25 protein-coding genes are annotated in these 24,166 nt (G+C 61.6%); 13 read left to right on the plus strand and 12 right to left on the minus strand.

Going from position 1 to position 24,166, the window contains the following annotated elements; genetic code table 11:
- The first annotated feature begins 150 nt into the window (after positions 1 to 150).
- On the plus strand, positions 151 to 1,485 hold the full coding sequence (locus AC07NR_RS28340) for a dicarboxylate/amino acid:cation symporter (protein WP_423204125.1): 1,335 nt from the start codon (positions 151 to 153) through the stop codon (positions 1,483 to 1,485).
- Between the two features lie 158 nt (positions 1,486 to 1,643).
- Positions 1,644 to 2,825, plus strand: coding sequence for a CaiB/BaiF CoA transferase family protein (locus AC07NR_RS28345; protein ID WP_495079944.1), 1,182 nt, complete (start codon positions 1,644 to 1,646; stop codon positions 2,823 to 2,825).
- Position 2,826: 1 nt separating this feature from the next.
- Here AC07NR_RS28345 and AC07NR_RS28350 read toward each other — a convergent pair whose 3' ends face one another.
- Complete coding sequence (locus tag AC07NR_RS28350) at positions 2,827 to 3,321, minus strand: SprT family zinc-dependent metalloprotease (protein WP_007957760.1); 495 nt, start codon at positions 3,319 to 3,321, stop codon at positions 2,827 to 2,829.
- 158 nt (positions 3,322 to 3,479) lie between these two features.
- On the minus strand, positions 3,480 to 4,082 hold the full coding sequence (locus AC07NR_RS28355; protein ID WP_085730410.1) for a Yip1 family protein: 603 nt from the start codon (positions 4,080 to 4,082) through the stop codon (positions 3,480 to 3,482).
- Between the two features lie 289 nt (positions 4,083 to 4,371).
- Here AC07NR_RS28355 and ttcA point away from each other — a divergent pair, with 289 nt between their 5' ends.
- Together ttcA and AC07NR_RS28365 are read left to right on the plus strand one after the other, a co-directional pair.
- Complete coding sequence (gene ttcA, locus AC07NR_RS28360) at positions 4,372 to 5,196, plus strand: tRNA 2-thiocytidine(32) synthetase TtcA (protein ID WP_064598661.1); 825 nt, start codon at positions 4,372 to 4,374, stop codon at positions 5,194 to 5,196.
- A 69-nt stretch (positions 5,197 to 5,265) separates the two neighbouring features.
- On the plus strand, positions 5,266 to 5,940 hold the full coding sequence (locus AC07NR_RS28365; protein WP_085730411.1) for a DNA-3-methyladenine glycosylase I: 675 nt from the start codon (positions 5,266 to 5,268) through the stop codon (positions 5,938 to 5,940).
- 51 nt (positions 5,941 to 5,991) lie between these two features.
- Here AC07NR_RS28365 and AC07NR_RS28370 read toward each other — a convergent pair whose 3' ends face one another.
- From AC07NR_RS28370 to arsC, 3 genes are read right to left on the minus strand one after another with little or no spacing between them, the layout of a single operon-like run.
- Complete coding sequence (locus tag AC07NR_RS28370; RefSeq protein WP_305838382.1) at positions 5,992 to 6,417, minus strand: DUF2069 domain-containing protein; 426 nt, start codon at positions 6,415 to 6,417, stop codon at positions 5,992 to 5,994.
- A gap of 1 nt (position 6,418) precedes the next feature.
- On the minus strand, positions 6,419 to 7,015 hold the full coding sequence (wrbA, locus tag AC07NR_RS28375) for an NAD(P)H:quinone oxidoreductase (RefSeq protein WP_085683574.1): 597 nt from the start codon (positions 7,013 to 7,015) through the stop codon (positions 6,419 to 6,421).
- Complete coding sequence (arsC, locus tag AC07NR_RS28380) at positions 7,012 to 7,365, minus strand: arsenate reductase (glutaredoxin) (RefSeq protein WP_248740079.1); 354 nt, start codon at positions 7,363 to 7,365, stop codon at positions 7,012 to 7,014. Before arsC ends, wrbA begins: the two co-directional genes overlap by 4 nt.
- Before the next feature lie 114 nt (positions 7,366 to 7,479).
- Between arsC and AC07NR_RS28385 the strand changes: the two genes are divergently transcribed.
- A complete protein-coding gene (locus tag AC07NR_RS28385; protein ID WP_495079945.1) occupies positions 7,480 to 7,947 on the plus strand; it encodes a TlpA family protein disulfide reductase in 468 nt (155 codons plus the stop codon).
- A gap of 39 nt (positions 7,948 to 7,986) precedes the next feature.
- Here AC07NR_RS28385 and AC07NR_RS28390 read toward each other — a convergent pair whose 3' ends face one another.
- Positions 7,987 to 8,391 (minus strand): META domain-containing protein, encoded by a 405-nt coding sequence (locus AC07NR_RS28390; RefSeq protein WP_085710985.1) that lies wholly within the window; start codon positions 8,389 to 8,391, stop codon positions 7,987 to 7,989.
- Complete coding sequence (locus AC07NR_RS28395) at positions 8,391 to 8,825, minus strand: hypothetical protein (RefSeq protein WP_495079946.1); 435 nt, start codon at positions 8,823 to 8,825, stop codon at positions 8,391 to 8,393. Before AC07NR_RS28395 ends, AC07NR_RS28390 begins: the two co-directional genes overlap by 1 nt.
- Positions 8,826 to 8,958: 133 nt before the next feature.
- Between AC07NR_RS28395 and AC07NR_RS28400 the strand changes: the two genes are divergently transcribed.
- On the plus strand, positions 8,959 to 9,414 hold the full coding sequence (locus tag AC07NR_RS28400) for a hypothetical protein (protein WP_495079947.1): 456 nt from the start codon (positions 8,959 to 8,961) through the stop codon (positions 9,412 to 9,414).
- An 11-nt stretch (positions 9,415 to 9,425) separates the two neighbouring features.
- On the opposite strand, the gene AC07NR_RS28405 is transcribed toward AC07NR_RS28400, so the two are convergent.
- On the minus strand, positions 9,426 to 10,415 hold the full coding sequence (locus AC07NR_RS28405) for a 2-hydroxyacid dehydrogenase (protein WP_248740081.1): 990 nt from the start codon (positions 10,413 to 10,415) through the stop codon (positions 9,426 to 9,428).
- An 83-nt stretch (positions 10,416 to 10,498) separates the two neighbouring features.
- Positions 10,499 to 13,252 (minus strand): response regulator, encoded by a 2,754-nt coding sequence (locus tag AC07NR_RS28410; protein ID WP_495079948.1) that lies wholly within the window; start codon positions 13,250 to 13,252, stop codon positions 10,499 to 10,501.
- Positions 13,253 to 13,468: 216 nt separating this feature from the next.
- Here AC07NR_RS28410 and AC07NR_RS28415 point away from each other — a divergent pair, with 216 nt between their 5' ends.
- The 7 genes from AC07NR_RS28415 (at position 13,469) to AC07NR_RS28445 (ending at position 21,803) form a co-directional block, all read left to right on the plus strand.
- Positions 13,469 to 14,191 (plus strand): response regulator transcription factor, encoded by a 723-nt coding sequence (locus AC07NR_RS28415; protein ID WP_134827793.1) that lies wholly within the window; start codon positions 13,469 to 13,471, stop codon positions 14,189 to 14,191.
- Positions 14,178 to 15,602 carry a histidine kinase sensor domain-containing protein gene (locus tag AC07NR_RS28420; RefSeq protein WP_495079949.1) on the plus strand — a complete coding sequence of 475 codons (1,425 nt, stop codon included), beginning with the start codon at positions 14,178 to 14,180 and terminating at the stop codon, positions 15,600 to 15,602. The genes AC07NR_RS28415 and AC07NR_RS28420 overlap by 14 nt, the downstream gene beginning before the upstream one ends.
- A 170-nt stretch (positions 15,603 to 15,772) precedes the next feature.
- A complete protein-coding gene (gene cysM / locus AC07NR_RS28425) occupies positions 15,773 to 16,675 on the plus strand; it encodes a cysteine synthase CysM (RefSeq protein ID WP_114884822.1) in 903 nt (300 codons plus the stop codon).
- On the plus strand, positions 16,675 to 18,027 hold the full coding sequence (gene rlmD, locus AC07NR_RS28430) for a 23S rRNA (uracil(1939)-C(5))-methyltransferase RlmD (RefSeq protein WP_495079950.1): 1,353 nt from the start codon (positions 16,675 to 16,677) through the stop codon (positions 18,025 to 18,027). The genes cysM and rlmD overlap by 1 nt, the downstream gene beginning before the upstream one ends.
- Before the next feature lie 124 nt (positions 18,028 to 18,151).
- Complete coding sequence (relA, locus tag AC07NR_RS28435; RefSeq protein WP_085710978.1) at positions 18,152 to 20,395, plus strand: GTP diphosphokinase; 2,244 nt, start codon at positions 18,152 to 18,154, stop codon at positions 20,393 to 20,395.
- A complete protein-coding gene (gene mazG, locus AC07NR_RS28440; protein ID WP_085710977.1) occupies positions 20,392 to 21,234 on the plus strand; it encodes a nucleoside triphosphate pyrophosphohydrolase in 843 nt (280 codons plus the stop codon). Before relA ends, mazG begins: the two co-directional genes overlap by 4 nt.
- 26 nt (positions 21,235 to 21,260) lie before the next feature.
- Positions 21,261 to 21,803: a DUF2058 domain-containing protein gene (locus AC07NR_RS28445; protein ID WP_007957793.1), complete on the plus strand. Its 543-nt coding sequence runs from the start codon at positions 21,261 to 21,263 to the stop codon at positions 21,801 to 21,803.
- A gap of 97 nt (positions 21,804 to 21,900) precedes the next feature.
- Here the strand turns inward: AC07NR_RS28445 and AC07NR_RS28450 are convergent, their stop codons facing one another.
- From AC07NR_RS28450 to fabA, 3 genes are all read right to left on the minus strand, one after another.
- Complete coding sequence (locus AC07NR_RS28450) at positions 21,901 to 22,089, minus strand: hypothetical protein (protein WP_007957795.1); 189 nt, start codon at positions 22,087 to 22,089, stop codon at positions 21,901 to 21,903.
- A 277-nt stretch (positions 22,090 to 22,366) separates the two neighbouring features.
- Positions 22,367 to 23,587: a beta-ketoacyl-ACP synthase I gene (fabB, locus tag AC07NR_RS28455; RefSeq protein ID WP_495079951.1), complete on the minus strand. Its 1,221-nt coding sequence runs from the start codon at positions 23,585 to 23,587 to the stop codon at positions 22,367 to 22,369.
- 11 nt (positions 23,588 to 23,598) lie between these two features.
- Positions 23,599 to 24,114: a 3-hydroxyacyl-[acyl-carrier-protein] dehydratase FabA gene (gene fabA / locus AC07NR_RS28460; protein WP_003227150.1), complete on the minus strand. Its 516-nt coding sequence runs from the start codon at positions 24,112 to 24,114 to the stop codon at positions 23,599 to 23,601.
- Positions 24,115 to 24,166: the final 52 nt, after the last annotated feature.

Below are 24,166 nucleotides of genomic sequence, written 5' to 3' on the forward strand. Positions count from 1 at the left end.
TTTGCGATAAGAGCGACAGAAGCGTGCGCCGAGCCGGTCCGGAAAGCGTCGTTCGACACAACAAATCCCTCCAGTGCAGGAGGGTTCGCAATTCAAGTGTCGCGTTCAACAGATGGATGTTGCCACGCGGGACTCTTGAGGAACTTTGCAATGACGACTCGTCAGCCACTGTACAAATCCCTGTATTTCCAGGTGATCGTCGCAATCTGTATCGGTATTGCGCTCGGCCACTACTACCCGCAGTTCGGCGTGGCCGTAAAGCCGCTGGGTGACGGGTTCATCAAACTGATCAAAATGATCATCGCGCCAATCATCTTCTGCACCGTGGTCAGCGGCATCGCCGGCATGCAGAGCATGAAATCGGTCGGCAAGACCGGTGGCTATGCACTCCTGTACTTCGAAATCGTTTCGACCATCGCCCTGCTGGTCGGTCTGGTTGTGGTCAACATCGTGCAGCCGGGCAACGGCATGCACATCGATGTCGCCACCCTCGACGCCTCGAAAGTCGCCACCTACGTGGCACAGGGCGCTGACCAGAGCGTTGTCGGCTTCCTGCTCAACGTGATTCCGACCACTATCGTCGGCGCGTTCGCCACCGGTGACATCCTGCAAGTGCTGATGTTCTCGGTGATCTTCGGTTTCGCCCTGCATCGCCTGGGTGCCTACGGCAAGCCGATCCTGGACTTCATCGATCGCTTCGCCCACGTGATGTTCAACATCATCAACATGATCATGAAGCTCGCGCCAATCGGTGCCTTCGGTGCGATGGCGTTCACCATCGGTGCCTACGGTGTCGGCTCGCTGGTGCAACTGGGTCAACTGATGATCTGCTTCTACATCACGTGCCTGGCGTTCATCCTGATCGTGCTGGGTGCCATCGCCCGCATGCACGGCTTCAGCGTGCTGAAGATGATCCGCTACATCCGTGAAGAACTGCTGATCGTACTCGGCACTTCCTCGTCGGAATCGGTACTGCCACGCATGCTGATCAAGATGGAGCGTCTGGGCGCGAAGAAATCGGTAGTGGGTCTGGTGATCCCGACCGGTTACTCGTTCAACCTCGACGGTACCGCGATCTACCTGACCATGGCGGCCGTGTTCATCGCTCAGGCGACCGACACCCACATGGACATCACTCACCAGATCACTCTGCTGGTGGTGTTGCTGCTGTCCTCCAAAGGCGCAGCCGGTGTGACCGGTTCGGGCTTCATCGTGCTGGCCGCCACCCTGTCGGCGGTAGGTCACCTGCCGGTGGCCGGTCTGGCACTGATCCTGGGTATCGACCGCTTCATGTCCGAAGCCCGCGCCCTGACCAACCTGGTCGGCAACGCCGTTGCCACCATCGTTGTAGCCAAGTGGGTCAAGGAGCTGGACACCGACGTACTGGACGCCGAGCTGGCCTCGGGCGGTCGCGGTATCGTCGACCAGCGTCACGAAGACGACCTGGGTGTGGCCGAAGGCCCGACCCCGAGCAATGTGAAGTAAGCATCGCAGACATGGAAAAACCCGCTTCGGCGGGTTTTTTCATGTCTGCGATTTAAGTGCACGATTTGAGCACAACGGTCAGCGCAACTGACGCATCCGGTAATTGCCCCATCGTTCATGGCTGCCTAGGCTGCATGCATCGTTGATGGAGATCGCCCATGTCTGCACCGTTGGCCTCACTGAAGATTCTGGATTTCTCGACCCTGCTGCCGGGACCGTTCGCCTCGCTGCTGCTGGCGGACATGGGCGCCGAGGTGTTGCGCATCGAATCGCCGACCCGCCTCGATCTGCTGCGGGTCTTGCCGCCTCACGATCAAGGCGTCTCGGCCAGTCACGCTTATCTGAACCGCAACAAGCGCAGCCTGGCACTGGATCTCAAACAGCCCGAGGCGCTGGAGCTGGTGAAGCAGTTGCTCGCGGACTACGACATCGTGCTGGAGCAGTTCCGCCCCGGTGTGATGGAGCGGCTGGGGCTGGGTTATGAGGCGCTGAAGGCGATCAATCCGAAGCTGATTTATGTGTCGATCACCGGTTATGGCCAGACCGGGCCGTACAAGGATCGCGCTGGCCACGACATCAACTATCTGGCGCTGGCCGGGCTCTCCAGTTACACCGGGCGCGCCGACAGCGGGCCGTTGCCGCTGGGCATGCAGGTGGCGGATATCGCGGGTGGCTCGCTGCACGGGGTGATCGGCCTGCTGGCTGCGGTGATATCTCGCCAACAGACGGGGCAGGGCACACACCTGGACGTGAGCATGACCGACTGCGCCTTCAGCCTGAATGCCATGGCCGGTGCCGGGTATCTGGCCTGCGGCGAGGAGCCGGGCTGGGAGGATCAGATGCTCAATGGCGGCAGCTTCTACGACTGTTACCGCTCCCGCGACGGGCGCTGGATGTCGGTGGGCAGTCTGGAGCCGGCGTTCATGCAGCAACTGTGTGCGGCGCTGGGGCGGCCGGAACTGGCGGCTCAGGGTTTGTCACCCAAGCCCGAGCAGCAGCGGGCGCTCAAGGATGCCTTGAAGGTCGAGTTCGAGAAGCATGACTTTGCCGAACTGTGCGAGCTGTTCGCCGGGATCGATGCCTGTGTCGAACCGGTATTGAATCTGGGCGAAGCGGTGCAGCATCCGCAGTTGCAGGCGCGGGAACTGGTGACGCAGGTGCCCCGTGGGGATGGCTCGGCGCAGGCGCAGATCGCTTGTCCGCTGAAGTTCTCCGAAGCCTTGCCGGCGCCGCGACATGTCGGCGCGGCGCCGGGGCAGCATACGGATCAGGTGTTGGGGGAGTTGGGCTTGAGTGTTGAGCGCATTGCCGAATTGCGGCGAGCGAAGGTGATCGCCTGATTCACTCGACCCGCATCTCGCCACTGAACACCAGCGTATTCCGGCATCGGCGGCACAGATACCGTCGCCCCTGCCTGACCAGACTATGGCGCTGGGCCGAAAACGGAAAATCACTGTCGGCACACGGGCATTTGTAGATATAGCGGGTCACGCTGCGGCGTTTGACTTCGTAGGTGTGGCAGCGATCCGGCGGCAGCTCGTAAACACCGCGCATGATCAGTTGCCACTCCTCGCCGTGGGGCTGGATGCGGTCGCCGAACAGTTGGTGGGCGATCAGGTGCGCGACTTCATGGGCCACGGTCTGCTTGAGGAAGTGTTCGGTGTTTTCCCGGTACAGCTGCGGGTTGAAGCGCAGCAGGTTCTCGTGCAGATGCGCGACTCCGGCTTTTTGCCCGCGCAGCTTGAGGCTCACCACAGGGCGTTTGAAAGGACGTTTGAAAAAGGATTCAGCGAGTTGGAAACAGTCTTCGACGCGGGTATTGAGTTGCTCGGGCATGCTTGATGGATCTCCAGAGATTTGGAGTATGCCGCAACCGTTCAGTCTTGCGAATCACCAGACTGCCGAATGGTCGCGACGTCTCTTTCAGGCATGAGAAGGCCGCCTCGCGGCGGCCTGTGTTGGCGGATCTTGTTCTTCTCGGATTGGATCGTTCGTCAGTTGGTATAGACAGGCCCCACGCCCAGTCCCCAGACAATCACGGTAAACGCCATGATAGCCACCAGCACCACCAGACCTACCGCCAGTACCGAGCTGGAAAACAGAAAACCCTCGTCAGACGGAATGTTCATGAAGGTCGGCAACCCCACATACAGCAGGTACACCGTGTAGCAGATGGCCGCCGTACCGACGATCATCCCCAGCCACATATGCGGATAGAGCGCCGCCAGGCCGCCGACGAACAGCGGCGTTGCGGTGTAGGTGGCAAACGCGACGCAACGGGCCAGGCTCGGGTTGGCGTCATAGGTGCGGGCCATCCAGTGCACGAAGGCACCCATGACCGCGACTCCGCCGAGCATCGCCAGGTACGACATGATGGTCATCCACAACGCGCTTTCGACGGTGAGCATCACCGGGGCGCGGCTGCCGATGACCCAGCCGACCTGAGTCGTGCCGATAAACGCCGAAATAGCGGGGATCGCCGCCAGAATCAACGTGTGCGTCAGGTACATGTGGCTGATGCTTTCCTCTTGGTCGCCACGGATTTCCTTCCATTCCTGATCGGGGTGGGTAAAAAGTCCCACTACGTGATGGATCATGCCAGTCACTCCTCTCGTTATTGCCATCGCCCCCCAGCGGAGCGCCTACGGGCCAATGTGGCCGAGCAAATACAGGTCTTCAGATTGCGTGCGACCTTATGTCGCAGTATAGGAAGGTCTTAACCGCACAGGTATTGGGGTCTTAGAGCAAATCGCGCTGTAAACCGGCGGGGTAATCGCGTCGGGGTCTGTGCGAGCGGGCATTCGAGGGGGCGACAACCTGTGGCCACAACCCCGGTGTTTTTGCGTAAAATGCCCGCCTTTCGTCACACCTCACGGATTTCGCGTCATGGGCACTCTTACGGTCAACCAGAACAAACTGCAAAAGCGCCTGCGCCGCCTGGCCGGCGAAGCAGTCACCGACTTCAACATGATCGAAGACGGCGACAAGGTCATGGTCTGCCTGTCCGGAGGCAAGGACAGCTACACCATGCTCGACGTGCTGATGCACCTGCAGAAGGTTGCACCGATCAAGTTCGAGATCGTCGCCGTGAACATGGACCAGAAGCAGCCGGGCTTCCCCGAGCACGTGCTGCCGGCCTACCTGAAAGAGCTGGGCATCGAGTACCACATCGTCGAGAAAGACACGTACTCGGTGGTCAAGGAGCTGATTCCTGAAGGCAAGACCACCTGTTCGCTGTGCTCGCGCCTTCGTCGCGGCACGCTGTACACCTTCGCCGACGAAATCGGTGCGACCAAAATGGCCCTCGGTCATCACCGCGATGACATCGTCGAGACGTTCTTCCTCAACATGTTCTTCAACGGCTCCCTCAAGGCGATGCCGCCGAAGCTGCGCGCCGACGACGGCCGCAATGTGGTGATCCGTCCGCTGGCCTACTGCAACGAGAAAGACATCCAGGCCTACTCGGACTTCAAGCAATTCCCGATCATCCCGTGCAACCTCTGCGGCTCCCAGGAAAACCTGCAGCGTCAGGTGGTCAAGGAAATGCTGGTGGACTGGGAGCGCAAGACCCCGGGGCGTACCGAGAGCATTTTCCGCAGCCTGCAGAACGTGATCCCGTCGCAACTGGCCGACCGTAACCTGTTCGATTTCACCAGCCTGAAGATTGATGAAACCGCCGCTTCGCGATTCGTTAACGTGGTGAACCTGTAAGCGATCCGATCGCTTGAAAAAAAACGGCGCTCGCGGGCGCCGTTTTCAATTCGTTTTTTAGGAGAGGGCATGCGCGACTACAAGTGGCTGCACGAATACTGTCTGAACCGCTTCGGTTCGGCGGCTGAACTGGAAGCCCATCTGCCCGTTCCCAAGACCCCGGCGCAATTGCGCCAGATCAGCGACGACCGTTATCTCTCGACCATGGCCCTGCGGGTGTTTCGTGCCGGGCTCAAACACAGCCTGGTGGACGCCAAGTGGCCGGCCTTCGAAGAAGTGTTCTTCAAGTTCGACCCGGAAAAAGTGGTGCTGATGAGCGCCGAGCACCTTGAGCGGTTGATGCAGGACGCGCGGATCATCCGTCACCTGGGCAAACTGAAAAGCGTGCCGCGCAATGCGCAGTTCATTCTGGATGTCGAGAAAGAGAAGGGCAGTTTCGGCGCGTTGCTGGCCGACTGGCCGGTGACCGATATCGTCGGCCTGTGGACCTACCTGAAAAAGCACGGCCATCAATTGGGCGGCCTGTCGGCGCCACGCTTCCTGCGCATGGTCGGCAAGGACACGTTCGTGCCGAGCTACGATGTGGTCGCGGCGTTGAATGCACAGAAGATCGTCGACAAGGCGCCGAGCAGTCTGCGGGATCTGGCCACGGTGCAGAACGCGTTCAACCAGTGGCATGAAGAGAGTGGCGGGCGGCCGATGAGCCAGATTTCGATGATGCTGGCGTATACCGTCAATCATTGAGACCGAGTGATCGTTCCCACGCAAAACGTGGGAACGATCTCGGGACAGCTGTCAGGCGACGGAGACTTCGCCTTCGCCGGCCAGTTTGCGGTTCAGCTGATACCGCCAGCGCACATACAGCAGCGCCGAGCAGAACACCGCCAGACTGGCGATCATCTCCAGCACGCCGAACAGCTGGCGGCTCGGGTCATACGCCGCCAGTGCGCCCTTGATGAAATACAGGTTCACCACAAAGCACATCCACGAATGCCCGCGGGTGCTGCCCATGATCATGCCCGGTGCCAGCACCAGCCACGGGATCAGTTCGATCAGCAGAATCACCCACGGCCGTGCGCCATGCAGGTCGGCGAACACCAGGTAATACGCGGCGAGCAGTCCGGCCAGGCCGAAAAAGCACAGCAGACTGATCACCCGCATTGCCCGCACCCGTGGCTCCAGCCATTCGACGGCAGGCAGGACTTTCGGCTTTCGGGCCATCTCAGTTCCCCAGCTTCTGGGCCGTTTTGGCCAGACGTGCGCCCAGTGCGCGGCACAGCGCCACTTCGTGCTGGTCGAGACCGCTTTTGCCGTCAGCCCCGGCGTGATGGCTGGCGCCGTACGGCGTGCCGCCGCCCTGGGTTTCGAGCAGCGCCGATTCGCTGTAGGGCAGGCCGGTGATCAACATGCCATGGTGCAGCAGCGGCAGCATCATCGACAGCAGGGTGGTTTCCTGGCCGCCATGCAGGCTGGCGGTGGATGTGAACACGCCGGCCGGTTTGCCGACCAGCGCGCCGGTCAGCCACAGGTTGCTGGTGCCATCGAGGAAGTATTTGAGCGGCGCAGCCATGTTGCCGAAACGGGTCGGGCTGCCGAGGGCCAGGCCGGCGCAGTTCTTCAGGTCATCCAGCGTGGCGTACAGCGCGCCTTCATCCGGAATGTCCGGCGATACCGCTTCGCACTCGGTGGAGATCGCCGGCACGGTGCGCAGGCGCGCTTCGAGGCCGGCCTGCTCGACACCCCGGGCAATCTGCCGGGCCATCTCGTTGGTCGAACCGCTGCGGCTGTAATACAGAACCAGAATGTACGGCGCACTCACGGCAACAGCTCCAGGATCTGCTCCGGTGGGCGGCCGATGACGGCCTTGTCGCCGGCTTCGAGAATCGGTCGCTCCATCAGCTTCGGATGCGCCGCGATGGCTTCAATCAATTGTTTCTCGGTGAGACTGGCATCGGCCAGGTTAAGGGTCTTGTATTCGTCTTCGCCGGTGCGCAGCAGTTGCCGGGCGCTGATCCCCAGCTTGTCGAGCAGGGCCTTGATTTGCGCGGCGTCCAGCGGCGTTTCGAGGTAGCGCACGACGTTTGGCGTCAGGCCACGGGCTTCGAGCAGTTCGAGCGCACCGCGGGATTTCGAGCAGCGCGGGTTGTGATAAAGCGTCAGATCGGTCATGGGCGGGTCGCTTCTTGCGTAGAGTGGCGGCTATTCTAACTGTGCAGCGCGCAATCCAGAACCTTGGGAGGCGATGGGTCGCAGGCGCATTCAATTTTTCACAAGGAACATGACATGACACGGCGACTGGCAGCGGCATTGACGATCATCGGGGCGTTGATGCTGGGGGGCTGCGGTAACGACTACGGCATCGATCAGAACGGGCAGAAAGTCGCGTCCGAGCGCCTGGACAAGCAATGGGTGGTACTCAATTACTGGGCCGAATGGTGCGGTCCGTGCCGCACGGAAATCCCGGAACTCAATCATCTGGCTGAAGAGCTCAAGGGCAAGAAGATCGGGGTGTTCGGGGTCAACTTCGACAATGTGCAGGGTGAAGAACTGAAAGGTGCCAGCGAGAAACTCGGCATCAAGTTCACCGTGCTGGCGCAGGATCCGGCGGATCTGTTCGAACTGCCGCGCAGCGAAGCCTTGCCGGTGACCTATATTATCGACAACAAGGGCAAGGTGCAGGAACAGTTGATGGGTGAGCAGACAGCGGCGGGGGTGATGGCGAAGCTTGAGGCGTTGAAGGCGACCAATTGAGGATCGTTCCCACGCGGTGCGCGGGAACGATCAGAAGGCTCAGCCTTCTTCCAGCCACCAGCGCAACGGCTTGCCTTCGGCAGGCCAGAAGCGCATCTGCTCGATGGGCGAAACGTCCCAGCGCTCGACTTTCTCCAGGGCCTGCAGGAAACGCTGTTCCTGCTCCATCAGCGCTGGAGCACACAGTTTGCGGGTCTTGCCGATCTTGCCGAAGCTGAGCTTGTCGCCATCGAGGGTGTAGGGCGCGAACCAGTGGTTGCAGCCGCCATTGCCATAGGCCCGGCCATCTTCGCCGAGGGTCACGGTCAGGTGGCTGTAATCCATCAGTGGCCGCTCGCCGATCCATTCCAGAATGTAGCTGCGGTCCTGTTGCAGTTGCACAGGCTCCGCGGCGCAGCCCATCAGGCCGGCGCCGACAGCGGCGGTCAGGGCCAGGTGTTTCATCATGCAGGCTCCTGGCATTTCGGGCACAGGTGTTCGTCTCCGACGGCTTTCCAGCCCAGCTCGGCGATGCGCGCCGTGGCGGCCGGTTTCTCTGCCGGTTTGCCGAGCTTGGCGTCCACGGCGAATTCGAAGCTCAGCTCCTTGGCGCAGCTGTCGCAGTTGACCTGCCAGGTGTGGATTGCCAGTTCGCCGAACACCGGGCCGGTGGTCATCGCGGTCCATTGACCTGGCGGGTTGATCAGATGGCGGACGGTGTCGACGGTCAGGCGCATGGACAAGTCCTTGCTGCCTTTGAGGGTCACGACCAGCACGTCACCGATACGGATCGAGCCACCGTTGCCGGTGACCTGATAACGGCCCGGTACCAGGGCGCGGCATTCGGTGAGGGTGTGTTGCGGGTTCATCAGGGTGTAGCGGAAATCGTGTTCGACCATGGGTCCTCCAAATATGCGCGACATGCTAGCACGGGCTTGATTGCAGAATAACGCGCACGTGCGACCTTCGATCCGGTTCAAATCGACACCGCAGTCGTGGCAAACTGCCGCCTTCATCTCTAAGGAACGGAACATGGCGCTGATCGAATGTTATGAATGCAAGCGGAGCATCAGCCCCGAAGCGAAGGCGTGCATTCATTGCGGGGCTCCGATGACGGGCGCGCAGGTACCGGCAAAAGCGAACTCCGCTGCATCAACGATTTCCTTTGGCAGTCTGCCCCGGAACAAGACGGTTCCCGAAGCTTTCGTCGCAGCTCCCGCGTCAGCCCCGGAACCCAAAGTCATGCCCGCCGCTGCCGGACGCCGGCGCCGGCAACAGGCCGAGCGAGCGGCCGAACCTCGGTTGAATGCCGACGGCGTGCGTCCGGTCGAAGGCTGGTTGAAGATCATGGCGTTCCTGATGCCGATGATCTTTGTCTGGTTCCTGCTGCGCCGGGGGCATTCCTTCCAGCAGCGACTGATCGGCTTCGGCTGGCTCGGTCTGTTGATTCTGTGTGTGGCGATTTCTCCGACGCCGCCTCCTGCCTGACGCCTGATCGTTCATCCCTCGACCTGGTTCTGCGGTGATCCCGCCGCCCAGGTCGCGATGTTATGCAGGGTGGTCGCGGCAATCGCACCCAATGCTTCGCGGGTCAGGAACGCCTGATGCGCGGTAATGATCACGTTGGGGAAGGTCAGCAGCCGCGCCAGTACGTCGTCCTGTAATGGCAGGTCGGAGCGGTCTTCGAAAAACAGCTGCGCCTCTTCTTCGTAAACATCCAGCCCCAGATAACCCAGCTGACCGTCCTTCAGGGCGTCGATCAGCGCCGGCGTGTCCACCAGGCCACCGCGGCCGGTGTTGATCAGCATCGCGCCCGGCTGCATGTGCGCCAGCGAATCACGGTTGATCAGGTGCTTGCTCTGCTCGTTGAGCGGGCAGTGCAGGCTGATGATCTGCGATTGCTCCAGCAGTTGCGGCAGACTGAGATAGCGCGCCCCCAGGGCTTCGACGGCCGGATTTGGATACGGGTCAAAGGCCAGCAACTCGCAGCCGAAACCATGCATGATTTTCGCGAATGTCGCGCCGATCTGTCCGGTGCCGACAATGCCGACAGTCTTGCCGACCAGATCGAAACCGGTGAGGCCGTGCAGGCTGAAATCGCCTTCGCGGGTGCGGTTGTAGGCTCGGTGCAGTCGGCGATTGAGCGCAAGAATCAGCGCCACCGCATGCTCGGCCACTGCGTGGGGCGAGTAGGCCGGAACGCGCACGACCACCAGCCCCAGGCGTTTGGCGGCGTTCAGGTCGACATGGTTGTAACCCGCCGAGCGCAGGGCAATGAGCCGGGTTCCGCCGGCCGCCAGACGTTCCAGCACGGGAGCGCTGAGGTCGTCGTTGATGAAGGCGCAGACCACTTCGTGCCGGTCGGCCAGTGGTGCCGTGTCGAGACTCAGTCGAGCCGGTTGAAAGTGCAGCTCGATGCCGGCCGGGCAGTCGACGGCAAGGAAACTGTCGCGGTCGTAGGTCTGGCTGCTGAAAACGATCGTGCGCATGCAATCCTCCTGAAGCATCGACGCGGGCGCGAATCACCCGCGACCACTTTAGCCACGTCGGCGTTGACCGGCATTGCCGTGGATCAGGCGCTGATCTTCGCCTGCGCCGCCAGACGATTGATCGCCCGCTCAAGTTCATCCAGGGCGGTTGAGGCCTTGGGATCTTCCTGCTTGAGCAGGGTTTCGCTGCGCTGGCAGGCCGCGCGCAATTGTGGAACGCCGCAATAGCGGGTGGCACCGTGCAGACGATGCACCCGTTCGAGCAGACCGTTCTGATCCTGATTGTCGCGGGCCGTGCGAATGGCTTCACGGTCGGCCTCGAGCGAAGCCAGCAACATGGCCAGCATGTCCGCCGCCAGATCCGCCTTGCCGGCGGCCAGGCGCAAGCCTTCCTCGTGATCCAGTACCGGCAGGTCCTGATGCCCCACGAGGCTTTCACCGCCACGGTCCGGTGCATGATTGCGCAACGCCAGTCCCGTCCATTTCAGTACCACCTGCGCCAGTTGCCGCTCGCTGATCGGTTTGGTCAGGTAGTCGTCCATGCCGCTTTGCAGCAGTGCGCGTTTTTCGTTGGCCATGGCGTGGGCGGTGAGGGCGACGATCGGCAGCGGCGTGCAATGGCGCTCGCTTTCCCACTGGCGGATCGTCTCGGTGCTCTGGCGCCCGTCCATGCCCGGCATCTGCACGTCCATCAGCACCAGATCGAAAGTTTCGCTCTGCACGGCCTTGACCGCCGCATAGCCGCTTTCCACGGCCAAGACCTTGGCGCCCATGTCTTCGAGCAATGTCTGCACCAGCAACAGGTTGGCCGGGTTGTCGTCGACACACAGCACTTTCGGCGCACGGCTCGACAGCGGTTCGCCGGGTTCGCTGCGTGTCTGGCGCGGGTTGACCATGTCCGACAGTGCCCGGCGCAGCTTGCGGGTGCAGGCCGGTTTGGACTGGAGCTGGCTGTGCGGGTTGGGCACCGAGAGATGGAACAGTGTCAGTTCGGTGGTCGGGCACAGCACCAGTACCCGGCAGCCGAGGTGTTCGAGATCCCAGATGTGCTGGTTGAGGCGTTCCGGCGGCATGTCGTTGCTGGTGATGCCGAGCACCGCCAGATCGATGGCCTGATCGGTCTGATGGGCGCCGGTGACGCCATTGGTCAGGCTTTCCAGGGTATTGAACGGCGTGACGTCGAGTCCGCAGTCTTCCAGTTGATGCTGCAAGGCCTGACGCGCCAGTTCGTGGTTTTCCAGCACCGCCACCCGGCGCCCGAGCAATGGCGCGGCGGGCAGGTCTTCGGCATCGTCGCGGGTCTTGGGCAGGCTCAGGCTGATCCAGAATTCCGAGCCTTCGCCCGGGGTGCTGTCGACGCCGATCTCGCCGCCCATCTGTTCGATCAGACGCTTGGAAATCACCAGACCGAGACCGGTGCCGCCGGGCTGGCGCGACAGCGAGTTGTCAGCCTGGCTGAACGCCTGGAACAACGCGCGCACGTCCTGGTTCGACAGGCCGATGCCGGTGTCCTGAATACTGATGCGCAATTGCACGCTGTCTTCGTGTTCTTCTTCGAGCATGGCACGGGCGACGATGGTGCCCTCGCGGGTGAACTTGATCGCGTTGCTCACCAGGTTAGTGAGGATCTGCTTGAGCCGCAGCGGATCACCGACCAGCGACAGCGGCGTGTCGCGATAGACCAGGCTCACCAGTTCCAGCTGCTTGGCGTGGGCGGCAGGGGCGAGGATGGTCAGGGTGTCCTGCAACAGATCGCGCAGGTTGAACGGGATATGGTCGAGCACCAGTTTGCCGGCCTCGATCTTCGAGAAGTCGAGAATTTCGTTGATGATCCCCAGCAGGCTGTCGGCGGATTTTTCGATGGTGCCCAGATAGTCGAGCTGGCGCGGGGTCAGCTCGCTTTTCTGCAACAGGTGGGTGAAACCGAGAATGCCGTTGAGCGGCGTGCGGATTTCGTGGCTCATGTTGGCGAGGAACTCGGACTTGATCCGGCTCGCTTCCAGGGCTTCTTTGCGGGCCAGGTCCAGCTCGATGTTCTGGATCTCGATGGTCTCCAGGTTCTGGCGCACGTCTTCGGTGGCCTGATCGACGCTGTGCTGCAATTCTTCCCGGGCGTTCTGCAGGGTGCCGGCCATGCGGTTGATGCCGGATGCCAGTTCATCCAGCTCCTGACTGCCGAGGGGCGGCAAGCGGGTTTCCAGATGACCGTCCTTGAGTTGCGCGACTGCCTGTTTGATCTGGCTGATCGGGCGATTGATCGTGCGGCCCATGCGCAGCGCCAGCAATGCGGCGCCGGCCAGTCCCGCCGCAATCAGCAGCAGGCTGGCGAACAGGCTGCGGTAACCGCGCAGCAACATGCCGTTGTGTGAGAGTTCCAGCTCGACCCAGCCGAGCAGGCGGTCGGACTCTTCAGGGATCAGTTCGCCGGCAAGGTTGCGATGCTTGCCGAAGACCGGCATCAGATAGCGGGTGGCGTCGTTGCCGCTGCGCCGCAGCAATTGTGTGCTGTCGCCGCTGGGGGCCTGGTTGAGCATGGTCGGGCCGGCGTGGGCCAGCGGCGAGCGGTCGGGCGCGAGGAAGGTCACCGCGCGCACGTCCGGCTGTTCAAGGGACTGGGTGGCGATGCGCTCAAGCAGTTCGGCATCGCCGTGGCCCATGGCCGGCGCCACCAGCGGAGCGAGTTGCTCGGCGATCATTTCGCCGCGCTGCATCAATTGGGCCTGCAGGTCGGACTGCTGCGTCCAGGTGAAATAGCCGCCCAGCACCAGCGCCATCAGGCTGGTCGGCAACAGGGTCAGCAGCAACACGCGACCTTTGATTCCCAGTTTCTTGAGCACGCCTATCTCCTGCATCCCGCTGATCATTGACTCTTGCGTGCTTCCGGCACGCGGCATGGGCGCAGTGTAGCGATTTGCTTGCGGGCATTCCCGGGAAAAATCATGTCGTGATCGGTCGTTTCGATGCCGGTCATTTGTCCGGCAGGTCAACCTTGGGTTGCCGGGCGGCGGGCAATCTTGAATAATCGCCCAACTGAGAATTATTTGCAGATAGTCATGACTCCTGTCTCTGTTGGCCAGCCACGCATTCTTTCCATCGAGGACGATCCCGTACTCGGTGCCTATGTTCACGAGCAACTGGGGCGCAGCGGCTTCCAGGTCACCTGGTGCCAGAGTGGCAGCGAAGGCCTGAGCATCGCCCGGCGCCAGCCGTTCGATGTGGTGTTGATGGACATTCTGCTGCCGGGGCTCGACGGCCTGAATGTGCTGACGCAACTGCGTCAGAGCCATTCCACGCCGGTGCTGCTGATGTCGGCGCTGGGGGCCGAGGCCGATCGCATCAGCGGTTTTCGCCTGGGGGCCGACGACTATCTGCCCAAGCCGTTCAGCATGGCCGAGCTGCACGTGCGGATCGAAGCGATCCTGCGGCGGGTCGCCCTCGATCGGCGTCCGGCAATCAGCGTTGAGCCTGTAGCGGCGGGCGGTCTGCATTTCGACGATGAGCAGTGCGAGGTGTCCTACCACGATCAGCCCGCCGGCCTGACCCGCAGCGAATACCGCTTGCTGGAAACCCTCAATCGCAATGATGAAGAGGTGCTGAGCAAGGCCTTCCTTTATCAGCATGTGCTTCAGCGCGGCTACGCGGCCCACGACCGCAGCCTCGACATGCACATCAGCCAGATCCGCCGCAAACTCAAATCGATCGGCTACACCGAGCGGGAAGTGCGCACGGTGTGGGGCAAGGGCTATGTTCTGAGCGCCGTCGATGAAGGTGTCTGATCTGCCGGGCCGGCATTCGCTGTTCTGGAAACTGGCCTGTCTGCTGGTGGCGTTCTGTCTGCTGATGATCTGGTTGAGCTGGTCCTGGGGCCGCTATATGGAGGAGCGCAACCAGTTCCTCTCCGACGAGGCGCGCGGCACATTGGCCCGTTATGCCGCCGAAGCCGAAGCGGCGTGGCAGCGCGATCAGCGGGTTGGCATTGACCGCTGGTTGCAGAGCATGGAATTGCGCGAGGCCGGCTGGGTTGGCGTGATCGGCGGCAACCTGCAGTCGCTGAGCAGTGATCCGCTGAACGCACAGGAAATCCAGCACCTGACCTTTCTGCGCGGCCTCGACTGGCCGATTCACAAGCAGGGCCGACCGTGGTTGCGCGTGCCATTCCCCACAGAACCGGCCGCCGGCAGCCTGGTCATCGAGCTGCCTGAGCGATTCCTGCCGGGCAAGTATCGAGTGTTCTGGCGAGTGATCACCAATGGCGTGATCCCCGGTCTGTTCACCTTGCTGCTGTGCGTGGGCCTTTACCGTTTGTTGGTGGTGCCGCTGAACAACCTGCGTGAACAGGCCAACGCGTGGCGCGCCGATCAATTGAATGTGCGCCTGTCGAGCGGCATCACCCAGCGCCCGGACGAGCTCGGCGAACTGGCCCGGGCCTTCGATTCGATGTCCGAACGCCTGCAATCGACCGTTGCCCTGCAGCAGCAATTGCTGCGCGACCTGTCCCACGAACTTCGCACACCCCTGAGTCGCCTGCGGGTGGCCAGCGAAAGCGAGCAGGAGCTGTTGCCGTTGCGCGAGCGCATTGGCCGCGAAGTCGATGGCATGCAGCGGCTGGTCGAAGACACCCTGCAACTGGCCTGGCTCGAAACCGAACGTGCACCGCTGCCGGACGAAGCGATCCAGATCCAGGCCCTGTGGGAAATGCTCACGGAAAACGCCTGTTACGAAAGTTGCTGTCCGACAGGGCAGTTGCAATGTGCGGTGGATGCATCGTGCTGGGTGCGCGGCAACCTCAATACCCTGGCCCAGGCGCTGGAAAACATCCTGCGCAATGCGATCCGGCATTCGCCCAAGGGCGGCATCGTGCGGCTGGATGGACGGCGTGACGGGGATTACTGGCATCTATGGCTGGAGGACGAGGGCGGCGGTGTGGCCGAGGCGGATCTTGAACGGATCTTCTCGCCGTTCACCCGGCTCGACGGCTCGCGGCCGGGGGACGGTGGGTTTGGTCTGGGGTTGAGCATTGCGAGGAATGCGGTGCAGCGCCAGGGCGGGACTTTATGGGCCGAGAACGGCCAGTCGGGATTGCGATTGAATCTGCGGTTGGTGGCGGATGACAGTGCCGTCAGTCCCGACGCTTTCGCTGGCAAGCCAGCTCCCACAGTGGACATGAGTCGTCCGCAGATTGTGTGAGCGGCACAAGAAAGTGTCAGCACTGCTGACACTCTTTAAAAAGTCTCGTCACTGGTGAGACTTTTACTGCTTATTCCAAGAAACCATAAGCACCGCACTTTGCGTGATATGGGCCGCGCAGGTTTGCCGGTATGATAGGCGCCCCCGCTGTCCGGATTGCGAAAAACGCCATGACCTTGCAGTACCCAACCATCGCCGATTGCGTCGGCAACACGCCGCTGGTGCGTTTGCAGCGCCTGCCCGGTGTCACCAGCAACACCCTATTGCTCAAGCTCGAAGGGAACAACCCTGCGGGTTCGGTGAAGGATCGTCCGGCGCTGTCGATGATCACCCGTGCCGAGTTGCGCGGGCAGATCCACGCCGGCGATACGCTGATCGAAGCGACCTCGGGCAACACCGGGATCGCCCTTGCGATGGCTGCCGCGATCAAGGGTTACAAGATGATCCTGATCATGCCGGACAACTCCAGCGCCGAGCGCAAGGCGGCGATGACCGCTTACGGCGCGGAGCTGATTCTGGTCAGCCAGGAAGAGGGCATGGAAGGCGCTCGCGATCTGGCTCAGCGGATGGAAGCCGAAGGTCGTGGCAAGGTGCTGGATCAGTTCGCCAATGGCGACAACCCCGAAGCGCACTACACCACCACCGGCCCGGAAATCTGGCGTCAGACCCAGGGCACCATTACCCATTTCGTCAGCTCCATGGGGACCACCGGGACCATCATGGGCGTGTCGCGCTACCTGAAAGAGCAGAGCGACAGCGTGCAGATCATCGGCCTGCAACCGATGGAAGGCTCGGCCATTCCCGGCATCCGCCGCTGGCCGCAGGAATACCTGCCGAAGATTTATCAGGCTGATCGTGTCGACCGTATCGTCGACATGGCGCAAAGCGAAGCCGAAGACGTTACCCGTCGACTGGCCCGGGAAGAAGGCATCTTCTGTGGCGTGTCCTCGGGCGGTGCGGTGGCAGCGATGTTGCGCCTGTCCAAAGAAGTTGAAAACGCGGTGATCGTCGCGATCATCTGTGACCGTGGCGACCGATACCTGTCGACCGGCATTTTCGACGCGGCCAACTGATGGCCAAGCACGATAGAGGCCTGCGCTTCCAGCCCGCTGGCGGAAGCAAGGCCCCGCAACTCCCGACTGGCAAAAAGCAGCGCTTGAAGATCGAGCGCCTGGCCAATGACGGTCGCGGCATCGCGTTTTTTGAAGGCAAGACCTGGTTCGTCCTCGGCGCCCTCGCCGGTGAAGAGGTCGAGGCGCGGGTGCTTGGCGCCCACGGCAAAGTGGTCGAGGCGCGCACCGAGCGTGTGTTCACCGCCAGCGAATTGCGTCGCCCGGCAGCTTGTCAGCACGCCGGGCGTTGCGGCGGTTGCAGCGTCCAGCATCTGCCCCACGGCGAACAGCTTGCCCTGAAACAGCGCATGCTCGCCGAACAGCTTTCACGAGTTGCCGGCGTCGAGCCCGAGGAATGGGCCGCACCCTTGAGCGGTCCGGAATTCGGCTACCGTCGCCGCGCCCGTATTGCCGTGCGCTGGGACAGCAAGGCCAAAACCCTTGAGGTCGGTTTCCGCGCTGCCGGCAGTCAGGACATCGTGGCGATCAACGAATGCCCGGTGCTGGTACAGCCCTTGCAGCCGATCATGACCCGCTTGCCGGAGATGCTCCGTCGCCTGAGCAAACCTCAGGCGCTGGGGCATGTGGAATTGTTCAGTGGCTCGTCTCTGGCCGTTCTGCTGCGTCACATGGCGCCGTTGTCCGAGGCTGACCTGACGATCCTCAAGGATTTCTGCGCCTTCCATGAGGCGCAGTTGTGGTTGCACGGCGAAGGTGAGCCGCAGCCGGTCGATGCCACGCAGTCGCTGGGTTATCGCCTTGAGCAGTGGGATCTGGAGCTGGCCTGGCGGCCGGGGGATTTCATTCAGGTCAATGCCGGGGTCAACGAAGCCATGGTCGCCCAGGCGCTGGACTGGCTGAAACCGACCGCCGATGAGCGCGTGCTCGACCTGTTCTGCGGTCTGGGCAACTTTGCCTTGCCGCTGGCCAAAACCGTGCGTGAAGTGGTGGCGGTCGAAGGCGTGCAGACCATGGTCGATCGCGCCGCCGCCAACGCTGCCAGTAACAATTTGCATAACACAAAGTTTTTTCAGGCCGATTTATCCCAGCCTTTGACCGATGCCGAATGGATCGGAAACGGCTTTTCTGCGGTACTCTTGGACCCACCGCGTGACGGTGCTTTCGAGGTGGTGCGCAAGCTCGCGACCCTGGGTGCCGAGCGGTTGGTGTATGTGTCGTGCAACCCTGCAACTCTGGCGCGCGATACGGTCGAATTGATCAAGCAGGGCTACCGGTTAAAACGTGCCGGGATTCTCGATATGTTTCCTCAGACGGCACATGTCGAGGCCATGGCGTTATTTGAAGCGAGCTAGGATGGCTCGTCTGATCCGACTGATCGGCCCGTGCAGCACTCGTCTTAGCCCCGCGAGTGCGCACGGGCAATCAAGGTCAGTGATTTGACGCATTGAGTCTGCGTCGTAGGGAAGGTAAAGCAAGATGGTACAGGTGAGAGCACACCAGCCGATCAACACCGACGGCAGTATCAATCTCGAGGCTTGGCTCGATCATGCGGTCAGTGTCGATCTGGCACTGGATCGCGAAGCCTTGAAGGAGGCCTGTGAGTACGCTCGACAGGCCGAGCAACAGTCCAACGCGGCAAAGAATCTCTGGTCCGAAGGCAGCGGCAGTTTCAGCACCGGCCTCGAGATCGCCGAGATCCTCGCCGATCTCAAGCTCGATCAGGATTCGCTGGTCGCGGCGGTGCTTTACCGTGGCGTGCGCGAAGGCCAGATCGAACTGGCAGCGGTCAGCCAGCGCTTCGGCCCGGTGGTCGCCAAACTGATTGACGGCGTGCAGCGCATGGCGGCGATCAGTGCCAGTCTCAGCCCGCGCCAGTCGATGGTGATGGGCACCCAGGGCCAGGTGGAAAACCTGCGCAAGATGCTGGTGGCGATGGTCGACGACGTACGCGTTGCGCTGATCAAACTCGCCGAACGCACCTGCGCGATCCGTGCGGTGAAAACCGCCGATGACGAGAAGCGCAACCGGGTCGCCCGGGAAGTCTTCGACATCTATGCGCCGCTGGCCCACCGTCTCGGCATCGGCCATATCAAATGGGAGCTGGAGGACTTGTCCTTCCGTTACCTCGAGCCTGATCAATACAAACAGATCGCCAAGTTGCTGCACGAGCGGCGGCTCGACCGTGAGCGTTTCATCGCCGATGTGATGACCCAGCTCAAGGACGAATTGCAGGCCACCGGCGTTGACGCCGACATCAGCGGCCGGGCCAAGCACATCTATTCGATCTGGCGCAAAATGCAGCGCAAGGGTCTGGAGTTCAGCCAGATCTACGACGTGCGCGCTGTACGAGTGCTGGTGCCGGAAATGCGCGACTGCTACACCGCGCTCGGCATCGTCCACACCCTGTGGCGGCACATTCCGAAAGAGTTCGACGACTACATCGCCAACCCGAAAGAGAACGGCTACCGCTCGCTGCACACCGCGGTGATCGGTCCGGAAGGCAAGGTGCTGGAAGTCCAGATCCGGACCCATTCGATGCACGAAGAAGCCGAGCTCGGCGTCTGCGCGCACTGGCGTTACAAGGGTACCGACGTCAAATCCGGCTCGAACCACTACGAAGAGAAAATCTCCTGGCTCCGTCAGGTGCTCGAGTGGCACGAGGAACTGGGCGACATCGGCGGCCTGGCCGAACAGCTGCGGGTCGATATCGAACCGGACCGGGTCTATATCTTCACCCCGGACGGTCACGCCATCGACTTGCCGAAGGGCGCGACGCCGCTGGACTTCGCCTACCGCGTGCACACCGAAATCGGTCACAACTGCCGTGGCGCGAAGATCAACGGGCGCATCGTGCCGCTCAACTACAGCCTGCAGACCGGCGAACAGGTCGAGATCATCACCAGCAAGCACGGCACGCCGAGCCGCGACTGGCTGAACCCGAACCTCGGTTACGTCACCACGTCCCGGGCGCGGGCGAAGATCGTTCACTGGTTCAAGCTGCAGGCTCGCGACCAGAACGTCGCGGCGGGCAAGACCCTGATCGAGCGTGAACTCAATCGCCTCGGTCTGCCGGCGGTGGATTTCGACAAGCTGGCCGACAAGGCCAACATGAAAACCGCCGAAGACATGTTCGCCGCCCTCGGGGCCGGCGATCTGCGTCTGGCACAACTGGTCAACCTGGCGCAACAACTGGTCGAGCCGGAGCGCGGCAACGAACAGCTGGAACTGATTCCACGCAAGGCCACCGGCTACAAGCCGGGCAAGCGCGGCGACATCCAGATCCAGGGCGTCGGCAACCTGATGACCCAGATGGCCGGCTGCTGCCAGCCGTTGCCGGGCGATGCGATCGTCGGTTACATCACTCAAGGGCGCGGCGTGAGCATTCACCGTCAGGACTGCGCCTCGGTGCTGCAACTGGCCGGGCGCGAGCCGGAGCGGATCATCCAGGTCAGCTGGGGCCCGGTGCCGGTGCTCACCTATCCGGTGGACATCGTCATCCGCGCCTACGACCGTTCCGGTCTGCTGCGTGACGTTTCGCAGGTGCTGCTCAACGAGCGGATCAACGTGCTGGCGGTCAACACCCGCTCGAACAAAGAGGACAACACTGCGCTGATGTCCCTGACCATCGAGATTCCGGGACTGGACGCACTGGGCCGGTTACTGGGGCGGATTTCCCAGTTGCCGAACATCATCGAGACGCGACGTAACCGGACTCCATGAAACCGACCTACAGCCTTGAAGACCTGTTGCACCTGATGAACCGTCTGCGGGATCCGCAGTACGGTTGCCCGTGGGACATCAAGCAGACTTACGCGACCATCGTCCCGCACACTCTCGAGGAAGCCTACGAAGTCGCCGACGCCATCGAGCGCGGCGACTTCGATCACTTGCAGGGCGAGTTGGGCGATCTGCTGTTTCAGGTGGTGTATTACAGCCAGCTGGCGCGGGAAGAAGGGCGGTTCGAATTTGCCGGGGTAGTCGACAGCATCACCCGCAAGCTGATTCGTCGTCATCCACACGTATTCCCCACCGGCGATCTGTATGCGCCGCTGGACGTGCCGCGTCTGAACGAAGAGCAGGTCAAGCAGCGCTGGGAGGAGATCAAGGCCGAAGAACGCGCCGAGAAATCCGCCGAGCCGCAGCAACTGTCACTGCTCGACGATGTACCGGCTGCGTTGCCGGCGTTGTCCCGCTCGGCCAAATTGCAGAAGCGCGCAGGGCAGGTCGGTTTCGACTGGCCGGACGCCCTGCCGGTGCTGGACAAGGTGCGCGAGGAGCTCGATGAAGTGCTCGAAGCCATGTCCGAGAATGATCCGCAAGCGGTGGCGGACGAAATCGGCGACCTGCTGTTTTCCGTGGTCAATCTGGCCCGGCACCTGAAGGTCGATCCGGAAACTGCACTGCGTGGCGCCAATGGCAAGTTCGAACGACGCTTCCGTTTTATCGAACAGGCATTGCGCGACACCCACCGCCCCATGGAAGATTGCACCCTCGAAGAGTTGGACGCCCTGTGGGGTGAAGCCAAACGTCAGGAAAAGAATTTGCCCAGCTGCGGCTGAGCCGTTGCCCAAGTGAGTAAGCATCAATGAGCCTTTCCCTTCGCGACCAGTTGCTCAAGGCAGGACTGGTCAACCAAAAGCAGGCCAAACAGGTCAGCAAAGACAAACAGAAACAACAGCGTCTGGCCCACAAGGGCCAGATCGAACTGGACGACTCCCAGCAGCGTGCTGCCCAGGAAGCTCAGGCCGAGAAGGTCAAGCGTGACCAGGAGCTGAACCGTCAGCAGCAGGAAAAGGCCGAGGCCAAGGCTCGCGCGGCGCAGGTCAAGCAGTTGATCGAAGTCTCGCGCCTGCCGAAGCTGACCACCGAGGACTACTACAACTTCGTTGACGACAAGAAGGTCAAGCGCATCTCGGTCAACACGCTGATGCGCAACAAGCTCAGCAGCGGTTCGCTGGCGATCGTGCACCATGCCGGCGGTTATGAAGTGATTCCTCGTGAAGCGGCCCTGAAGATTCAGGAGCGCGATCCGCAGCGCATCGTGCAGCTCAACGAGAAGGTTGAAGAGGTCAATGCCGAGGACGATCCGTACGCGGCTTATGTGATCCCTGATGATCTGATGTGGTAATCGGGTTCCGTCGGGCCGCGACGCGGTCCTGAAACACCCGATAACGACAAACCCCGCCAATGGCGGGGTTTGTCGTTTTCAATGCTGTGGTTTCGGTTCAGGCGGATTTCAGATCCCGCTGCCGTTCTTGCAGTTCCAGTTCGGCCTTGTAGTTGTGGGCGTCGATCTCGTTGTGGAACATGCCGACCAGCAAGTCTTGTTGATGCACATCCCAGATCCGTACGCCGGCGGCTACGCCTTCATGGGACATGTGTGAATCGTCGCGTTCAGTTACTTTTACAGTCATCTGCTAGCTCCAATCTCTGTTATCTGCAGCAAGGCGTGTGCAGGACTCTTTTATAAAATTTGTTAGCCTGCTAAGTAAACGCTCGATTTGTGCAATGTATTCTTGCGAAGTCTGCAACAGCGCTGGAGCCCGCTGAATCCGCGACATTCAGTCGCAGGGCGGTAAGTTGCATGACAGAAGTTTCATCTTGGAGCGGCTGAAAAACGCTTTTCTCCAGGCGAAAAAAAACGCCCCGAACCAGTCGGGGCGTTTTCATGTGCGGCTCAGCGGAAAGGAATTACTTGCCTTCCCAGCGCTTCAGCACGAGGGTGGCGTTGGTGCCACCGAAGCCGAAGCTGTTGCTCATCACGGTGTTGATGGTGGCGTTCTCGCGGGTCTGGGTCAGCACCGGCAGATCGGCCACTTCAGGGTCCAGCTCGTCGATGTTGGCGGAACCGGCGATGAAGTTGCCTTCCATCATCAGCATGCAGTAGATCGCTTCGTGAACGCCGGCGGCGCCCAGGGAGTGACCCGACAGGCTCTTGGTGGAGCTGATGGCCGGGGCCTTGTCGCCGAACACTTCACGCACACCTTTCATTTCCGCAACGTCGCCGACCGGAGTCGAGGTGCCGTGGGTGTTCAGGTAGTCGATCGGGGTGTCGACGGTGGACAGCGCCTGCTGCATGCAGCGGATGGCGCCTTCGCCGCTTGGAGCCACCATGTCGTAACCGTCGGACGTCGCGCCGTAGCCGACGATTTCCGCGTAGATCTTCGCGCCACGGGCCAGAGCGTGTTCCAGCTCCTCGACCACGACCATGCCGCCACCGCCAGCGATGACGAAACCGTCACGGTCGGCGTCGTAGGCACGGGAGGCTTTTTCCGGGGTGTCGTTGCGCTTGCTGGACAGGGCGCCCATTGCGTCGAACAGGAACGACTGGCTCCAGTGCTCCTCTTCACCGCCACCGGCGAACACGATGTCCTGCTTGCCCATCTGGATCTGTTCCATGGCGGTACCGATGCAGTGAGCACTGGTGGCGCAGGCAGACGCGATGGAGTAGTTCAGGCCCTTGATCTTGAACGGAGTGGCCAGGCACGCCGAAACGGTGCTGCTCATGGTCCGCGTTACACGGTATGGGCCGACGCGCTTGACGCCTTTTTCGCGCAGGATGTCCAGCGCTTCCATCTGGTTCAGGGTCGACGCACCGCCCGAGCCTGCGATCAGGCCGGTACGCGGGTTGGACACCTGCTCTTCGGTCAGACCGGAATCGGCGATGGCGTCTTTCATGGCCAGGTAGGCGTAAGCCGCTGCGTGGCCGACGAAACGATAGATCTTGCGATCGATCAGTTCTTCAAGGTTGAGGTCGATGGAGCCGGAAACCTGGCTACGCAGACCCATTTCGGCATATTCCGGGTTGAACCGGATGCCAGGGCGGCTTGCACGCAGGTTAGCGGAGACGGTCTCTTTGTCATTGCCCAGGCACGAAACGATGCCCAGACCAGTGATAACGACGCGGCGCATGCGAATAACCCTTAGAAGTTGTCAGTGGAGGTGAACACGCCGACGCGAAGGCCTTCGGCGGTGTAGATTTCGCGACCGTCGACAGTCACCGAACCGTCGGCGATGGCCAGGTTCAGCTTGCCCTTCAGGACGCGTTTGATATGAATGTTGTAGGTGACTTTCTTGGCGGTCGGCAGGACCTGGCCGAAGAATTTCACTTCGCCCGAACCCAGCGCACGGCCGCGGCCCGGCAGGCCTTGCCAGCCCAGGAAGAAACCGACCAGTTGCCACATGGCGTCCAGACCCAGGCAGCCCGGCATCACCGGATCGCCCTCGAAGTGGCAAGCGAAGAACCACAGGTCAGGGTTGATATCCAGCTCGGCGACCAATTCACCTTTGCCGTACTTGCCGCCTTCTTCGCTGATCAGGGTGATGCGATCCACCATCAGCATGTTCGGGGCGGGCAGTTGCGCGTTACCTGGGCCGAACAGCTCACCGCGACTGCAGCGCAGCAGGTCTTCCCGAGTAAAGGCGTTTTGTTTGGTCATGCGAGCTCCTCAATAATCCCATGCGGCAGGTGGGGCAAATCTTCCCGACCGA

The organism is Pseudomonas sp. GW821-FHT09C09 (genome assembly GCF_059418105.1).

What these genes read in the sequence shown, in the direction of transcription:
- ttcA (WP_064598661.1), top strand. Translation starts at nt 4,372, where the DNA reads ATGGGCACTCTTACGGTCAACCAGAACAAACTGCAAAAGCGCCTGCGC.
- AC07NR_RS28355 (WP_085730410.1), bottom strand. Translation starts at nt 4,082, where the DNA reads ATGATCCATCACGTAGTGGGACTTTTTACCCACCCCGATCAGGAATGG.
- fabA (WP_003227150.1), bottom strand. Translation starts at nt 24,114, where the DNA reads ATGACCAAACAAAACGCCTTTACTCGGGAAGACCTGCTGCGCTGCAGT.
- AC07NR_RS28395 (WP_495079946.1), bottom strand. Translation starts at nt 8,825, where the DNA reads ATGGTCGAACACGATTTCCGCTACACCCTGATGAACCCGCAACACACC.
- AC07NR_RS28420 (WP_495079949.1), top strand. Translation starts at nt 14,178, where the DNA reads ATGAAGGTGTCTGATCTGCCGGGCCGGCATTCGCTGTTCTGGAAACTG.
- AC07NR_RS28370 (WP_305838382.1), bottom strand. Translation starts at nt 6,417, where the DNA reads ATGGCCCGAAAGCCGAAAGTCCTGCCTGCCGTCGAATGGCTGGAGCCA.
- AC07NR_RS28415 (WP_134827793.1), top strand. Translation starts at nt 13,469, where the DNA reads ATGACTCCTGTCTCTGTTGGCCAGCCACGCATTCTTTCCATCGAGGAC.
- rlmD (WP_495079950.1), top strand. Translation starts at nt 16,675, where the DNA reads ATGGCCAAGCACGATAGAGGCCTGCGCTTCCAGCCCGCTGGCGGAAGC.
- AC07NR_RS28350 (WP_007957760.1), bottom strand. Translation starts at nt 3,321, where the DNA reads ATGCCCGAGCAACTCAATACCCGCGTCGAAGACTGTTTCCAACTCGCT.
- mazG (WP_085710977.1), top strand. Translation starts at nt 20,392, where the DNA reads ATGAAACCGACCTACAGCCTTGAAGACCTGTTGCACCTGATGAACCGT.
- fabB (WP_495079951.1), bottom strand. Translation starts at nt 23,587, where the DNA reads ATGCGCCGCGTCGTTATCACTGGTCTGGGCATCGTTTCGTGCCTGGGC.
- arsC (WP_248740079.1), bottom strand. Translation starts at nt 7,365, where the DNA reads ATGACCGATCTGACGCTTTATCACAACCCGCGCTGCTCGAAATCCCGC.
- AC07NR_RS28400 (WP_495079947.1), top strand. Translation starts at nt 8,959, where the DNA reads ATGGCGCTGATCGAATGTTATGAATGCAAGCGGAGCATCAGCCCCGAA.
- AC07NR_RS28365 (WP_085730411.1), top strand. Translation starts at nt 5,266, where the DNA reads ATGCGCGACTACAAGTGGCTGCACGAATACTGTCTGAACCGCTTCGGT.
- AC07NR_RS28345 (WP_495079944.1), top strand. Translation starts at nt 1,644, where the DNA reads ATGTCTGCACCGTTGGCCTCACTGAAGATTCTGGATTTCTCGACCCTG.
- AC07NR_RS28405 (WP_248740081.1), bottom strand. Translation starts at nt 10,415, where the DNA reads ATGCGCACGATCGTTTTCAGCAGCCAGACCTACGACCGCGACAGTTTC.
- AC07NR_RS28450 (WP_007957795.1), bottom strand. Translation starts at nt 22,089, where the DNA reads ATGACTGTAAAAGTAACTGAACGCGACGATTCACACATGTCCCATGAA.
- cysM (WP_114884822.1), top strand. Translation starts at nt 15,773, where the DNA reads ATGACCTTGCAGTACCCAACCATCGCCGATTGCGTCGGCAACACGCCG.
- AC07NR_RS28390 (WP_085710985.1), bottom strand. Translation starts at nt 8,391, where the DNA reads ATGAAACACCTGGCCCTGACCGCCGCTGTCGGCGCCGGCCTGATGGGC.
- AC07NR_RS28340 (WP_423204125.1), top strand. Translation starts at nt 151, where the DNA reads ATGACGACTCGTCAGCCACTGTACAAATCCCTGTATTTCCAGGTGATC.
- AC07NR_RS28445 (WP_007957793.1), top strand. Translation starts at nt 21,261, where the DNA reads ATGAGCCTTTCCCTTCGCGACCAGTTGCTCAAGGCAGGACTGGTCAAC.
- AC07NR_RS28385 (WP_495079945.1), top strand. Translation starts at nt 7,480, where the DNA reads ATGACACGGCGACTGGCAGCGGCATTGACGATCATCGGGGCGTTGATG.
- relA (WP_085710978.1), top strand. Translation starts at nt 18,152, where the DNA reads ATGGTACAGGTGAGAGCACACCAGCCGATCAACACCGACGGCAGTATC.